General features: G+C 38.1%; 9 protein-coding genes. 4 read left to right on the top strand and 5 right to left on the bottom strand.

Annotated features, from left to right (window positions below; all coding sequences use genetic code 11):
* Nucleotides 1-2: 2 nt before the first annotated feature.
* Nucleotides 3-1061 carry an agmatine deiminase family protein gene (locus NW213_RS09135; protein ID WP_258322574.1) on the bottom strand — a complete coding sequence of 353 codons (1059 nt, stop codon included), beginning with the start codon at nt 1059-1061 and terminating at the stop codon, nt 3-5.
* Nucleotides 1058-5539, bottom strand: coding sequence for a translocation/assembly module TamB domain-containing protein (locus NW213_RS09130; protein ID WP_258322573.1), 4482 nt, complete (start codon nt 5537-5539; stop codon nt 1058-1060). Before NW213_RS09130 ends, NW213_RS09135 begins: the two co-directional genes overlap by 4 nt.
* A gap of 184 nt (nt 5540-5723) precedes the next feature.
* Here NW213_RS09130 and NW213_RS09125 point away from each other — a divergent pair, with 184 nt between their 5' ends.
* Nucleotides 5724-7163 (top strand): Na+/H+ antiporter NhaC family protein, encoded by a 1440-nt coding sequence (locus tag NW213_RS09125; RefSeq protein ID WP_258322572.1) that lies wholly within the window; start codon nt 5724-5726, stop codon nt 7161-7163.
* Here NW213_RS09125 and NW213_RS09120 read toward each other — a convergent pair.
* Together NW213_RS09120 and NW213_RS09115 are read right to left on the bottom strand one after the other, a co-directional pair.
* On the bottom strand, nt 7160-8245 hold the full coding sequence (locus NW213_RS09120) for a glycerate kinase (protein ID WP_258322571.1): 1086 nt from the start codon (nt 8243-8245) through the stop codon (nt 7160-7162). The genes NW213_RS09125 and NW213_RS09120 overlap by 4 nt on opposite strands.
* Nucleotides 8246-8894: 649 nt before the next feature.
* Nucleotides 8895-9557, bottom strand: a complete 663-nt coding sequence (locus NW213_RS09115; RefSeq protein ID WP_258322570.1) for a hypothetical protein — start codon at nt 9555-9557, stop codon at nt 8895-8897.
* Nucleotides 9558-9655: 98 nt separating this feature from the next.
* Between NW213_RS09115 and NW213_RS09110 the strand changes: the two genes are divergently transcribed.
* Nucleotides 9656-9862: a hypothetical protein gene (locus NW213_RS09110; RefSeq protein ID WP_258322569.1), complete on the top strand. Its 207-nt coding sequence runs from the start codon at nt 9656-9658 to the stop codon at nt 9860-9862.
* A 148-nt stretch (nt 9863-10010) separates the two neighbouring features.
* Here NW213_RS09110 and NW213_RS09105 read toward each other — a convergent pair whose 3' ends face one another.
* Nucleotides 10011-10463, bottom strand: coding sequence for a S24/S26 family peptidase (locus NW213_RS09105; protein WP_258322568.1), 453 nt, complete (start codon nt 10461-10463; stop codon nt 10011-10013).
* Between the two features lie 207 nt (nt 10464-10670).
* Here NW213_RS09105 and NW213_RS09100 point away from each other — a divergent pair, with 207 nt between their 5' ends.
* The gene (locus tag NW213_RS09100; protein WP_258322567.1) at nt 10671-13478 is read left to right on the top strand and encodes a response regulator; all 2808 of its coding nucleotides are present in this window, start codon (nt 10671-10673) and stop codon (nt 13476-13478) included.
* A gap of 571 nt (nt 13479-14049) precedes the next feature.
* Nucleotides 14050-14790 carry a helix-turn-helix domain-containing protein gene (locus tag NW213_RS09095; RefSeq protein ID WP_258322566.1) on the top strand — a complete coding sequence of 247 codons (741 nt, stop codon included), beginning with the start codon at nt 14050-14052 and terminating at the stop codon, nt 14788-14790.
* Nucleotides 14791-14824 lie beyond the last annotated feature (34 nt).

Raw genomic sequence — 14824 nt, 5'->3', positions numbered from 1 at the left:
TTTTATCCTTTGAATACTGATTCTGGGTATTGCATTGTAACGCAATGCAATGATCCGTGCTGTTTGATGAGGGCATTACAGTCTATGCCTACGATTTCTCTTCCCGGGAAAGCCTGTGACAGAACTCTTGCCGCTTCCTTGTCATTTTCAGGCTGGCTGTAAGTAGGGTAGAGTACGGCATCGTTCATTATTAGGAAGTTCGCATAAGTGGCTGGCAGTCTGTAGCCGTCCTCATCGTAGATAGCTTCCGGCATAGGCAGAGGAAGCAGTCTGTATGGTTTGCCGTCGAGGGTAGTGAATGACTCCAGCTGCTTTTCCATAGCTTGCAGGGCGCTGTAATGCTCGTCGTCGGGATTGCTGCATTTTACGTATGCTATTGTGTCGTCCGGACAAAGTCTTGCAAGGGTATCAACATGGCTGTCAGTGTCGTCGCCCGCCAGATAACCATAGTCCAGCCAAAGAATTTGCTGAAGACTGAAAGCATCTTTCAGATAGTCTTCTATCTCATGGCGCGACATTGTATCGTTTCTGTTTGGTGCCAGCAGGCAAAGCGATGTGGTGAGGAGCGTACCTTTTCCGTCGCTTTCAATGGAACCGCCTTCCAGAACGAAGTCACGCTTGTTTATATAGTCACCGTTCAGAATGTGCTTGCCGAAAAGCTTGCTGTTGATAAGGTTATCCTTGTCGGCAGCGAATTTCATACCCCATCCGTTGAAACAGAAATCAAGCAGTTGAGGGTCGCCATGCTTGTCTTTCAGTGTAATGAATGCGTGGTCTCTTGCCCAAGTGTCGTTAGTCTTGCACTGAAAGAACGTGATATTCTCTTTATATGGAAAATCTTTGAGTGCCTCCGGGAATTCCGGTGCAACAAGTAGGAGAGGTTGTCTTGATGCAATCTCTGTAGCGAGATTTACAAAACACTTTTCCACTTCTTCCAACATATAAGCCCAATCGGTATTGATGTGTGGCCATGTCAGCTGTATATAACTCTGTTTGTCCCATTCTGACGGGAGCGAAAGATTATTGTTCATTATTCTTATATTGTTTTTATGTGTATTCATTTCTTGTTCTCCGACATTTTCTTCTTTCTGTACAATCGGAAATTGCTTACCCAGTCAATAAGCTCGTCCCAACGGGTGAAATCCTTTTTATAGATAAGTCCTATACCCTGCGTGGTGAGCGTTGATTTAGTGAAGTATCTGTCGTTCGTCTGGTTATATCCTCTCAATCGGAAGTCGCCGTTTTTGGTCAATAGCCAGATCGCTTCGAAATCGCCTACAAAGTTAGTATTTCTCAGCGTATTTTCCTTATATCCGAAGTTTCCGTTTATAATAAGTCTGTTGTTCAGAAGTCTTCCGCTCAGTATGGCTTCAGCCTCAACGTCTGTCCAACCATTCTGACCTGTAGTAAGGTTTGTTCCAAGGTTCCAGTTCTGGCTGTCGATAACCTGCGAGAGCATATTGTTAAGCTGTCCTGACAATGTGCTGAATGCCAGCGAACTTGTAGCATCGGACTGTCCGCTCTGTGCGGCATAATCGTATGTATAGAATTTGCCAACTCCAAGCAGATAGATAATCTGTGTTGTCATCTGTTCCGGTGTGCTGGTCAGACTCTTCACTACTTGTCTGTCCTCTTCGTTTACTGTAGGCAACTCTATGTCGAAACTTAAATTTGGCGATGTCAACAGTCCCGAAAGGTTTACTATACAGTTCACCCTGATATTGCCCCTGGTGGATGTTGCGTCCGCAATAAGGTCGTTCAGTGATGCTGAAGGGACAGTATAAACGGCCTGTACGTTCAGGTTCGCTGCCTTAGGGTCTCCATTGAAAGAAACGCTGCCTCCCTGTCTGAGGACAAAATCTTTCCTTATGATGTTCTGCATACTCAGCTTGTAGATACCTTCCGATATGTTGTAATTGCCGAATATCTGGAAATTGCCTTTGTTGAAGAAGTTTATTCTCAAACTTCCTGTACCCTTTGCAGAGATGTAATCACCTGAAGCCGGATCCATTATAATTTTCATGTCGGCCTGTGCAGACGGTTCTATCTGTAGGTTTATTCTTATGTCTTGTGGAACTGCATTATCTTCATCAGTGTTTTGTTCGTTCAAATAATGATACAGTTCGGTATGTATTTCTTCCTGTCTTCGCTTTGGTGTCCTATTCACGAAAGTAATGAACTGCTTGCTTATGGCTTCAGTGGCCGTTCCTAGTACATAGACAAAAGAAGTCTTGTCTTCAGCCCTTACATTTCCGTCAACCACAAGTCCAGTATTCTCATTTCCTCTAATAGTAGTTCTTCCCGAAGCATAGATATTTCCGTAGAAAGGAAATTCCGGAGTTTCACCGTCTGAGCTGAAAACCATCATGTTATTTGTGTCGAACAGGAACATATAACTGAGGTGTTTGAGCTTTTGATGTCTTAAATATCCGTTTGCTACACCTGAATTGCCTTCGCTGTCGGTCAGTTTTATATCCTTGAACAGGAATTCACCTGAGTTTATTATTACCGAATCGGCTTTGGCTTCGAATCTGCTGTTCAGTACATTTACTTTCATTCCAATTTCAGCCTTGGCTCTGCCTTCCAGGTCAAGTCCCTTGAACGGACCGAACAGTCGTACATTGCCGTACGCCTTTCCATGTATGTCGCTGAAAATATCTTTTATAAAATGCTGAAGGAAAGCCAAGTCTGTACCTCCGGCATTGATGTCCAGGTCAAGTCCTTTCTCCTTTGGCGATATATAGCCTTTTACTCCGGTAAATACTCCGTCCGATTTACGTATATCCGCATCGAGCAGTATTCTGCCTTTGTCGTTATCAAAACCGCCTTTTATATCGGCCTCGCCCAATAACGCCTCGTTCAGTGAGAAATTACCTACTTTGAGGTTAGCGTCAAGCAAAGGTTTCTTCAGCACATTTGAGACAAATACTTTACCGCTTGCGTTTCCTTCGAATTTTACCGCATGGAATTGTATCATGTCCATTATGTACAGCATGTTTACGTTCTGAAGATCAACAATACAGGAATCCGCTTCGGTTGTACCCAGACGTCCGTTGATTTTTACATACTGTTTGCCATGTTCGAAAAGGAAGTTTGAGATGTCTATACTGTCCTTGTCGATACTTATGTTCGACTTGTGTATGTTCCATATAGTGTCGTTAAGCACAATCTGGCTTGGTTTCAATTCAATGTCCGTATGCAGTTTGCCGTTATTGGCATTCTTCGAGAATATTGTATATGCAGAAACCTTTCCGCTATATGTAACGTTGGTGTTGTTCCCCCAAAATACGTTTGTGGCAAGCGTATCGTTATATGCTATAGCTTTCAGACTTAAATTCACCATAGCACCTTTGTTCATCAGCAAGTTGGATCTTACATGGCAATGCAGATCTTTCTGAGGGTTTTCGAACAGTAATGTGGTCGATTCGTATTTCTTGTTGTTGTATATGATTTCCGGAATGTTGGCATTTATATAAACCTTTGTCTTGCTGTCGTCTATATATCCGTTGATAGTGGCCGGCATACTCATGTCGATTGGCAACTTCATGACTTTATGCAGAAAGTCTGAGTTGTCAATATTAAACTTGAGTGTAAAGTTATTGTCAGTTTTTTGTTTGATAATCTTGTTGTCTTCCTGGAAGAATGACGGAATATATCTGTGGGCCACCTTTACAACACTCGAGGTAATGGTCTTGTATGAATAATTACCATTAATCTCACCGTTCATGAAATCAGACTCTATCCTGACAGTTTTGCCATTCTCGTTTTTATTGGCCATAAGTCTGAAATATGGCAGAAAGTAATTGTTTTCCGTATCTTCCGAAGCACACATCAAACTGTCGATACTGATATTTCCTTCTATATCGTCAAGAGATTTACCATTAAAATCCGCCAAAAGATTTAAGGAATATGTGGTGTTGACATATTTTTTGCTAAGTTTAAGCTTGTCAGGTCTGAAATCCCTTAATCCTGCCGTAAGTTTAAATACAGGAGTTTCTTCAGCCGTGGAAAATTTACCGTCGATGTTTAATTTAATGTTTTCATCGTTTATGGCAATATGTCCGTCGAAACCGCCAGGAGTATATCTACCGTTCAGTATGATATTATGATAAGTATATCCTTTCACATCCAGGTATTTTATTTCCCCTTTTACATGTGATTCCGGCTTGTTATCCATATACGTAAGTCCATTCAAAGTCAAATCGAATGCAGCATTACCCAGCAGATTGTCTTTTTCTACAAGTTTACCCAAATTCAGTTCTTGTGAATATACTTTACCGGAATATGACCTTCTTTTATTGACCGAGTCTCTGTTCATGAAGAACTGCGATTGTATATTGCCCAGTGGGGTGTATATGGTAATTCTGTTTTCTATCTTGTCCGGTGTTCCTTTTATTTTTCCGGAAACGCTTGCCGATGCGATTCTTTGGACTATACCGGGCATATTGTTGTTCCCGTTGATGTTATGGAAAATCCACTTTGCCCCTTTTTCGCTTACGTCAATTTCCTTGATGTCAATGTCAAAATTGGTGTTTGCTGTGTCGTTGGCAAGGACAAGGTCGCCTCCCAATGACAGATTTACCGATCTGTCGTTTGAGAAGATGTTCAGGTTTCTTATACTATGGATAGTATTTTTGTTTGTCAACATGGCATTTATGTTGACGGTATCATTGAAGTTTTTTAGTGCCGGTATCAGCGGCTTCACGTCAGAAGGTACGATTTTTGCCGACAGGTCGCACATATAGTTGATGTCTGAAATCTGTTTGATTTGCATCATGTTGTCAAAATCTGCTTTCAGGCTGTCTATGCGTATGTTGCTATTAGGAAGTAAAAGCTCGAAATCATCAATACGCAGGTTGTTTTTGTTTCCTATCGCTTTGAAAGAAAGTTTCCTCAGTGCCAGACCTGATTTCTCTGCCATACTTATACGTTTGACATGAATATTCAGCGAGTCCTGTGATAATGCTTTCAATGAAATATTAGCAGATATATTTTTTACAGAAACATGCGAAGGGTTGAACTTTACGTCAGTTTCATCCTCTGAAAGGATATTAAAATTGACGCTACTTCTTCTTACTAGTATTGAATTTATTCTTAAATCAATTATTTTCTTCTCTTTGTCCTTATCCTTGCTGGCGAATAAATCGGTAATGAATTTGATATTCAAGTCGGACTGTTTGTCTTTCTTGACAAGATTAAAGTCCGATCCGAAGAGTTGGATACTGTTTATGCTGATTTTACCTCTTAAAATAGCCTGTATATCGAATTTGGCTGAAAATCTGGCTATATTGACAATATTGCTGCAATCTTTATCGTATATCTCAAGGTCGTTTATTATGATTCTGTTGAGCAGACCTAAATCAATATTTCCGATTTTTACTTCCGTATGCAGTATTTTTGTCAGTTCGCGAACTGCAATAGCACTGATACTTTGCTGAACGAAAGGAATATTAAGCAAAGCTATCAATCCGAAATATATAACCATCATTGATATGATAATGGTTCTGAATGTATGTTTTAGCAGTGTGAACTTTCTCATTATAATGTGTAAATCAGTACAAAAATACAAATATCATGCTTAATACACCCATAAAAGCTAATGATATTTCAGAAATTTTGCAAAAAAAGCGGAATATCAGTGTCTTTTTTATGTGAATAAGAGAAAATATTCAGACCTTTGCACGGGTTTTTATTCAGGTTTAAAATTAAGATTGTTTTTGAGGATGAAAAAATTGACAACTTATCCCTCTCCATTTTTCTCTATTTTGCCAATTGCCATATTGGTGGTCTTGTTGTATTTCACTATCGGAAGTTTCGGATCTGATGCTCTTTCAGGTGCCAGTCAGGTTTGTCTGCTTATTGCTACAGCCATTTGTGCAGCAATAGGAATGACAGGTTATGGCATAAAATGGAAAGACATTGAACATGCCATAGTGAATAATATAGCAGGAGTGAGTTCGGCTCTTATCATACTGTTGATTATTGGAGCTTTGTCTGCCGCATGGATGCTCAGTGGAGTAGTGCCTACATTGATTTATTACGGTGTGCAACTTATACATCCGAGTCTTTTCCTGGCATCATGTTGTGTTATTTGTGCGATAGTGTCTGTTATGACGGGAAGCTCGTGGACTACTATTGCAACCATAGGTATTGCATTGATGGGAATAGGAAAGGCTCAGGGCTTTGAAGAAGGCTGGATAGCAGGCGCTATTATTTCAGGAGCTTATTTTGGTGACAAGGTATCTCCTTTGTCCGATACTACTATTCTTGCGTCATCGGTTACGGATACTCCGCTTTTCACTCATATCAGGTATCTGATGATAACTACGGTGCCTTCGATAACGATAGCACTTATAATATTCCTGATTGCAGGTTTCAATCATGGAGTAGGAAGTACAGCAGAGATGACAGAATTTGCAAATGGTCTGGCCGACAGGTTTAATATTTCATTGTGGCTGTTGCTGGTACCGGTTGTGACCGGAATACTTATAGCCAAGAAAGTTCCGTCTATCATCACGCTGTTTATTTCGGCTACTATGGCAGTTGTGTTTATGCTCATATTCCAGATGGATAACGTGATAGAACTGGCAGGCGGAAGCAGCGATGTGAGATCTATATTCAAGACCACATTGCAGACATTGTTCACTTCGTCAAGTCTTCAGGCGGAGACATTGCAGCTTACAGAACTTATTGCCACCAGAGGTATGGGCGGCATGATGAACACTATTTGGCTGATAATCTGCGCTATGTGTCTGGGAGGCGCCATGACCGCTTGCGGAATGCTGGCAAGTATTACAGGAATGTTTGTGAAATTCACACGCAAGCTTACAGGTATGGTGGCTTCTACGGTAGGCTCGGGTATTTTCCTTAATCTGGCTACTGCCGACCAGTATATATCCATCATTCTAGTGGGAAATATGTTCAGGGATATATACAAGAACAACGGTTATGAAAGCCGTTTGCTTAGCCGTACAACAGAGGATGCCGTTACGGTGACATCAGTGCTGGTGCCTTGGAACACTTGCGGAATGACTCAGGCTACTATCTTGGGTGTGCCTACGCTGGTGTATCTGCCATACGCATTCTTCAATTATATCAGTCCTTTGATGAGCATTTTTGTTTCGGCTATAGGATATAAGATATTCCGTGTGAAGAAAGACTAATCGAATTTTTTTGAAATCAGTGGTGTAAGGTGGGCTTCGGTCCACCTTTTTATGTTTGCTATGGCATTGTCCGGTTTCACCGCCTCTTCTGTAGGCATATCGTCAGGTGTAATGCTATATACCTTGGCAAATCCTTCGGAAAGCAGCTTCTCGCAGTCGTCAGTACGTCCGGCTATCAGCCATACAGGAACATTGTGTTTCTGTGAATGTCTCAGTATCCGTTCCGGCAGTTTCCCCATCAGGGTTTGACTGTCTGCGTGCCCTTCGCCTGTGATAACCATATCGGCTCCGTTTAGGAGGCTGTCAAAATCCGTAAGTTCAAGCAACAGATCGGCACCCGACTTGAAAGTGGCATTGAAATATTGCAGGAAGGCATATCCTAATCCTCCTGCCGCACCTGCTCCGGGCTCGCTTGATTTGTCTTCTCCGATGAGGCTGGCAGATGCCTCTGCAAACTCCTTCGCTCTTCTGTCAAGTTCTATTACCATTTCCTCTGTGGCGCCTTTCTGTGGTGCAAAGATATATGCAGCTCCGTTATTTCCGCATAACGGATTTCGTACGTCGCTTGCCAGTGTGAAGAGGCAGTCGCTCATTTCTTTGTCTATAATCTCTTTTACATTCCTTCCGTATGGAAAACTGTCTGAAATAGCTTTTAGCATTCCTCTGCCAGCATCGCTGGTACCGCTGCCTCCAAGGCCGATAATGAAATTCCTGCAACCTGCATGTAAGGCATGTATTATCAGCTCGCCAACACCATAGGTGGTTGCTATCATCGGATTACGTTCTTCTTTTGACATAAGTGTCAGCCCGCATGCCTTAGCTGTTTCTATTACAGCCGTACCGTCAGGTGTTATTCCGTACTGTGCAGTTATTGGGCGCATTATCGGGTCGTGAACTATTGATTCAACTATCTTACCGTTCATGGCGGATATGAATGCTTCAAGCATACCTTCTCCTCCGTCAGACATTGGAATTTTATGTATCTCAATTCCTTTTGATTTTAGATAAGAGGAAATGATGTCTTCAACTTCTTCCGATGTGAGACAACCTTTGAATGAATCTATTGCGAGGATTATTTTCATGTTTGTACAAATATTGCAATTCAGATACAAATTTATTGAATTAAGTCCGAATATCAATATTGAAAACAGAATGTTATTTTGTCAATTTGACATTTTGATAAATTGAACGGCTGTGGTTGCGAAAATTGCTGATTGATATATGATAGCTTGAGAATTTTAAAATCTCGATAGGTTTTAGCTATTGTATTAGTAGTAAAATGTTATTGAAAATATAAAATTTCATTCCTTTTGATGCAATATTAAGGTTAATTGTATTGATATATTGTTGTTAAAATTGTATTTTTCTATTTTATGATATTGTTTATTGTTACTCCGAACTAGAACTTTAACTGCATATTATTATTAGTATTAGCTCCTCGTGTGAAAACGTTTTGTCTTTTCAGTTGGAATGACAAGACATTTTATCTTGAATGGGCTGTCGTTTTTCCTGTTAATAATAGATATTCTGAAGAAGAGAAAGGTTAATTATTGCTTAGAATTTAACATTTTTGCCTTGTAAATGTATGATATAATAAACTAAAAACGGCATGCCGTTTTAGGCTTTATTCCAGATGCAATGATTTTGCGTGTTTGTAAGTAATAAATTCTTTAATATTATTTGCATAATGTTCTGTAAATACTCTATATTACTATCATTGTGATAAAAGGACTATTTGAGCAGGGCTTTAAGTGACTGTTCGGATATTTCCGGTAATATATTTCTGAAGTGTTCCAATATTCTGTCATAAGACTCTTGTGGTGTTTTGTCCGGATGGCACTTTCCAAACAAAGCTTCAGGTGTGGTGAGTAAAGACCATCCCCAGCCATATTCTCTGCCATGCTTATCCTGAGGATAAATGAAATCCTCTGTTACTATATATCCGCCCATTTCCAGTCTGGTGATATAGGCATCAAATTTGCTGCGCATTTTCGGACCGGTAAAACCGCATGCATGTCGCAGTTCGCGTGTGATGAGGCTGCCTTCTGTTCTCAGAATATCCAGTATTGTATCTTCTATACTTCCTTCCTCTGGATATGGATAAATACTCCTTCTGTAATTGCAAAAATCCGGCCACCATTCACGACTGATAAATGCAGCCTTACTTTTGAAAAATTTGCCGTATGCGCAACCGCTTTCCTGCAAAATCGAACCTTTCCACTCCCAAAGCGGCCATTCCCATCCTCCGTCAGGCAAACGGTTGTATTGGCAATCTTCGTCCACAATCTCATCTGCCGACCAACCTGTAATACCCATAGGTAGAAGTGGGAGAAATCCTATTTCGTTGATATAGTCTATCAATTCAGGACATGAGTGTATAAGTTCTTTTTTCATATCTGTAGGTTTTCAATAATGCAATACAAAGGTATATAAAAAATCCGTTTTTTTATATACCTTTGCGTATTACATAATATTGAGATATATACTTCTATATGATACCTCCTAGTATTAAACAATCTACAAAAGAAGAACGCAGGGAATATGTGTTGAGCGCATGGGAATGTCTGCATGACTGTGAGTCGTGCGGCAAATGCCGTATCCTAAAAGGTAAGGATGCAGAAACACTTTATGCTGATTATATAGAAGGTAAACGCTCGTATATTGAAATAACATTAGATATAAGGAATAATTCTTATTGATTTCATAACAGAATATCATGAGACATTGTAATAAATGTAATTTTGACATGCCAAACATTTATGTCAAAATCGGATATTGGGACACATTAGAAGATCTTTAGGAATTCCATTAATTATTATAGGAATGGTAACTTAGTTTTATAAAAAATCATAAAAACCATTTCCTGTATATACGAAGCAACAAACTTCTGCATGGCAACATTAATTTCCATATTCTAGAAAAAAATATTAGTCGAAAACTATATAATTTTTTCTTTCTTCCTTTCTTGTCTATAACATATACTGCTTTTCCCACCACATTTTTTCGTGAACAGAACTCCTTGTTACAAATATTTCCATCACCCATTAGTATTATATCGTTTCCTTTCAACTTATATATACGGTGTAGAAGATATTTACCATGCGAAATTTCTGCTAAGACTACATCTCCTTCCTTTATATTAAATGGCGGAAATAACTCCACGCTATCTTCTCCACCCTTTATAAAAGGGTGCATACTGCTTCCTTTTACCGGAATTATCGCCTTGCCACCTTTTGACAAGGTATAAGCTACCTTAGAAAGCAAAATTTTATTCGGCAATATTATTTTTTCTGATAACATAATGTTGCAAAGTAAACACATTTTTTTTTATTCACACATAACAATTGTGATATTATATTATCAAATACTGAAATATTGTGTCAATGAAAAGATAATCAATAGAATATGTAATTGTGCATATGCTTTTATAAAAAATGATAGTAATGATTTTCATGTTTATGCAAAATAAGTATCTTTGCTTTAGACGTATATCCAAATCTCTAATTTATGAAAGACTTATTGATTTTAATAACCTTTGTATTCATGGTGTCATGTAATGCACATAACGATAAAATGTCTTATGTTAAACATGTCAGACAGATTGACAGCATTGTAACTGCCAATAGTAATATAGATACTCTTGATGTTTTGCTGTCTGTCTATGAATCTAATCATGACGATGTAGGAAAGATGGTAACGATGAGGGAACTTGGCAAAATTCATCGTGAGTCTTCGAATTTTTTTACTGCTCTAAATTATCACGAAAAAGCATTGTCGATAGCAAAAGAATTGAAGGACACAGTCAATATCATATTTATACTGAACCAGATTGGAACGGACTTCAGACGTATTGGAGCATTGAATGAAGCTGCGGAACGACATTTCGAAGCACTTTCATATTGCGGAAAATATAGTGACCAGTCTTCGCCTAAGGCGAAAAAACAAAAAGTGGTATCGTTAAACGGAATAGGAAATGTTCAACTTACTCTAATGAATTATGAAGCTGCAGAAAGAGTATTTAAGGCAGCTCTTTCAGGAGAGAAAAGTCTCGGAAGTCATCTTGGGCAAGCAATAAATTATGCGAACATTGGTTTTGTGAAAGAAGCCATTGGCGAAAAAGACTCTGCATGGATATATTATGAACTTTCGATGAAACAAAATCGTCTTGCAGATTCTAAACTCGGTATATCATTGTGCCATAATCATTTCGGACGTCTTGCGGAATTGTCTGGCGATTATGTTAAGGCATTGGAGTCGTACAAAAAATCATATGACCTTATGTATGGCTACAAAGACAGATGGCACTGGCTGGAATCCTGTTTTTCATTAGCAAGGGTATATATTGTGATGGGACACCCAGAAAAAGCTGGCAGATATATAGATGAAGGATTGGAAACTGCTAAGCGGATAAAATCTCTGGAACATCTTGCAGAAGTATATCGCCTGAAAGCTGAATTTGATGAGAAAACAGGTAATTATAAGAGAGCGATTGAAAATTTCAGAAAACATTTGACATATACTGATAGTTTAGCTAACGAAAAGAATATAAACAGAATGAGTAATCTTAGTGTCAATTATATAGCGGAGAAAGGAGATAGGGAGAAAGAATTTATCAGTCGGGCGTACGTCAGCGAACAGCAGAAAAAGGAGATTATTTTTTATTTTCTCATCATAGTTGTATTTGGTTCGGCTATAGCTATAACTTCGCTAATATATGCCTTGAGGGTTAAAGCAAAAATGCAGAGTGTTATAAAGAAAGCAAGCATTGCAAGACAGGAGTTTTTTACTAATGTTACTCATGAGTTCCGTACACCTCTCACCGTTATCCTTGGCTGTGCTGAGGAACTGAAATTAAAATCAGTAACCAAGGAATCAGCAGTAGAAATTGATGCTATTTCTAGGCATGGACATAGACTTCTTGCTCTCGTGAACCAGCTTTTGGATATAGCAAAAGCCCGGTCGTCCATTGGCAAGGCAGAATGGAAATCAGGGGACTTGACTGCTTTTATCCAAATGGTCGTGGAGAATGTCCGCCATTTAGCCGTTAAAAAACTTGTTGATATTGATTATATTCCTGAGAAAAAAAATGTGGATATGGATTTCGTACCGGATTTTATGTACAAAATCATGACCAACCTTCTTTTTAATGCACTTAAATATACTCCTAAAGGTGGTATGATAATCATTAGGAGTATGGTTGTGGGGAATAATATTAGGATAAGTGTAGAAGATAACTGTAGTGGTATAAGACCTGAAGATCAGCCTCTTATTTTCGAACCTTTTTTCAGGTCAAACTCACATTCTTCTGGTGGTACAGGTATTGGACTGGCTTTGGCTAAACAGATGACCGAGGCCATGGGAGGTAACATAGAAGTATCCAGCATACAAAGCGAGGGAACTAAGTTCATTCTGGTAATTCCTTTGAGGCACGGAAAAAAAGTATTTGAAAAATGGATTTCAAAATCTGATATTAAATGTCCAGACCAAGAATCTTGGGAATTTGAAGATAACAAAGAAATTGTAGATCTACACGGTAACATTTCAAAAGATATGGATATTGCACTGATAGTTGAAGATAATGATGACATAGCTCGCTATATAGGAAATATCATAAAGGATAGTTTCACGGTTGTTTATGCTCGCAATGGTAGAGAAGGAATAATTAAAGCTGAGGAATATGTTCCTGATGTCATTATTACAGATATAATGATGCCTGAATATGACGGATTGGAAATGACGCGTCAAATTCGTAATTCAGAACTTCTTAACCATATACCCGTGATTATAGTTACTGCAAAAAGCGATGATGCACACAAGCTACAGGGGTTTGATTGCGGAGCCGATGCTTATCTGATTAAACCTTTCAGTCCTGATGAATTGAAACTGAGAATACATAAGTTGGTTTCTTACCGTAATGTACTTAGAAAAAAATATAGTCAGATATTGATTGACAACAATGAGATTTCAAAAGAACCGGATGCTCCGGAACAGGAAAAGAAATTTTTAGTAAAGCTAAACAGTTTAATATCCTCAAACATTTCTCTGTCTAATCTGAACTCCGAAATGCTTGCTGACAGAATGTGCCTAAGCAAATCACAGCTAAACCGAAAGGTTAAGTCCATTACGGGTATAAATACTGCTGCATATATCAAGCAATCAAGGCTGGCTCATGCTCAGATCCTTTTGAGAAATCCGGAAAAAGCGATTGGAGATATTGTTCTTATGTGTGGCTTCGAATCTGCAAGCTATTTTACTAAATTGTTTAAGGAAAAATTCGGCATGACGCCTTCCGAATATAGAAAAGAAAACTCTTGAATTAAATATTTGTAATTTTGTAAATATTTATGCCGGTTAAAATACTGATAAACAGTGTTATAACCGGCATACTTGCGTTGTGCGTTATATAAGTCTAATGCAAATTTGCTTCGGGGTAACTATTTTCATCTTTATTATGCGTCGCATGTTCTAACATGATTCCTTGCACTCCCCTTACTTTGCAAATGTAAATTATTAATTAAATAAGAGCGCAAAATATATTAAGTGTTACTTTATCTGTTCAATATATTACAGTCTAGTAGTGTTATGTGCGTTATTCGCTATTTAAAATGTTGTCGATTGTATGTTTTGCAATCTAATAATGCTGTTTTGCAATCTAATAATGCTGTTTTGCAATATGTGTATTTACGTGTTTGCCTATTTTCGCATGGATGTTTTTAGTTAATAATTGATAAATATTGTGTCGCAAATTAATGCGAAAGACTTCGTGTAACGAATTGTTTAACAAAACAGTTTCTGTAGAATGTTGTAAAAATACACTTTCTGTTAGTAGCAGATGTATTATAAAAGGGATTGCAAATGAATTTATAACATAAAGGAGGGAAAAAGCATGGGCAAAATGAAATTTATAGTTTTTTCGCTTGTAATATCATTTTTTACTGCATGTATCAATCAAAATATCAATGCGGAAGAAGTGAGGAATACATGCGTAAATACGAAAAATGCTAATTTGTCAGGATATTTTTCCGGGCCACATATTGAGAATGATAATAATATACATGAAGAGACATATAATACAAGAATAATGATAGAAAATATAATATTGAAATGCTCTTTGGTTATTACGGTCATTTTATTCGTCACTTATTTATTATTTAGAAAAAACAAAACTCTGAAAAGTCAAGAAGTATTTGACTATGAATCTACCATTGATTCTGTAACAGTAAACAATGAATATAACGATATAAATACGGCTGACATACACAATGAAGCTATAAACATGTTTCGGAACATAGATAAAACTATGCGTGAAAAGAAACCTTACTTAAATACAGATTTCAGCAGGGATACTATGATAAGAATGTTCAATACCAATAAAAACAAATTGAACGAAGCGATAATAGCCGGTTCTGGCATGAGTTATTCAAAATATATTTGTGAACTAAGGTTGCAGGAATCGATAAAAATTTTGGAGGAAGACAGTAATATTTTGCTCAATGACTTGGCAATGCGCTGTGGCTTTAATACTTATTCTTCGTTTTATAGAAGTTTTTATAAACGTTTTGGAATGAATCCCGCTGATTACAAGCAGGAATATATAAAAGAGAACGCTATTTTAGATAACCATTAAAAATTTGCAGACAATTTAGAATTTATATTAATAG

The organism is Bacteroides sp. ET336 (assembly GCF_024733815.1).
In the GTDB taxonomy this organism is placed as follows: domain Bacteria; phylum Bacteroidota; class Bacteroidia; order Bacteroidales; family Bacteroidaceae; genus Phocaeicola; species Phocaeicola cellulolyticus.
Note: the sequence above shows the minus strand (reverse complement) of the source record. Positions and strands in the feature narration are given on the sequence as shown.

Coding starts and splice junctions, on each gene's coding strand:
- NW213_RS09135 (WP_258322574.1), bottom strand. CDS start 1,061: ATGAATACACATAAAAACAATATAAGAATAATGAACAATAATCTTTCG.
- NW213_RS09130 (WP_258322573.1), bottom strand. CDS start 5,539: ATGAGAAAGTTCACACTGCTAAAACATACATTCAGAACCATTATCATA.
- NW213_RS09125 (WP_258322572.1), top strand. CDS start 5,724: ATGAAAAAATTGACAACTTATCCCTCTCCATTTTTCTCTATTTTGCCA.
- NW213_RS09120 (WP_258322571.1), bottom strand. CDS start 8,245: ATGAAAATAATCCTCGCAATAGATTCATTCAAAGGTTGTCTCACATCG.
- NW213_RS09115 (WP_258322570.1), bottom strand. CDS start 9,557: ATGAAAAAAGAACTTATACACTCATGTCCTGAATTGATAGACTATATC.
- NW213_RS09110 (WP_258322569.1), top strand. CDS start 9,656: ATGATACCTCCTAGTATTAAACAATCTACAAAAGAAGAACGCAGGGAA.
- NW213_RS09105 (WP_258322568.1), bottom strand. CDS start 10,463: ATGTTATCAGAAAAAATAATATTGCCGAATAAAATTTTGCTTTCTAAG.
- NW213_RS09100 (WP_258322567.1), top strand. CDS start 10,671: ATGAAAGACTTATTGATTTTAATAACCTTTGTATTCATGGTGTCATGT.
- NW213_RS09095 (WP_258322566.1), top strand. CDS start 14,050: ATGGGCAAAATGAAATTTATAGTTTTTTCGCTTGTAATATCATTTTTT.